1 pseudogene is annotated in these 203 nt (G+C 50.7%); it reads right to left on the bottom strand.

The annotated features are described in order from the left end of the window. Positions 1-203: pseudogene (locus MiAbW_RS19475) on the bottom strand (hypothetical protein); the annotation flags it as partial.

The following is a 203-nucleotide window of genomic DNA, read 5'->3' as shown; positions in this document are numbered from 1 at the left end:
CCTTATCGAGAGTTAACTCGTGGTCAGCGTAAGTCTCACAAATATCACGCCAAGCCTCTAGCAAGTCGGTCTCGCCAAACTTGGATAACTCTAATGCGATCGAAGCATTCATAGGCAACCGATCGCAGCCGGCAGAAATTAGCTGACTCATGACCCGGGCAGCCCGGATCCAATTGTTGACAGCACTGGAAGTCTTACCGATC

The organism is Microcystis aeruginosa NIES-4325, from assembly GCF_008974145.1.
Taxonomy (GTDB): Bacteria; Cyanobacteriota; Cyanobacteriia; order Cyanobacteriales; family Microcystaceae; genus Microcystis; species Microcystis aeruginosa_G.
This window is presented reverse-complemented; position numbering and strand designations above follow the sequence as displayed.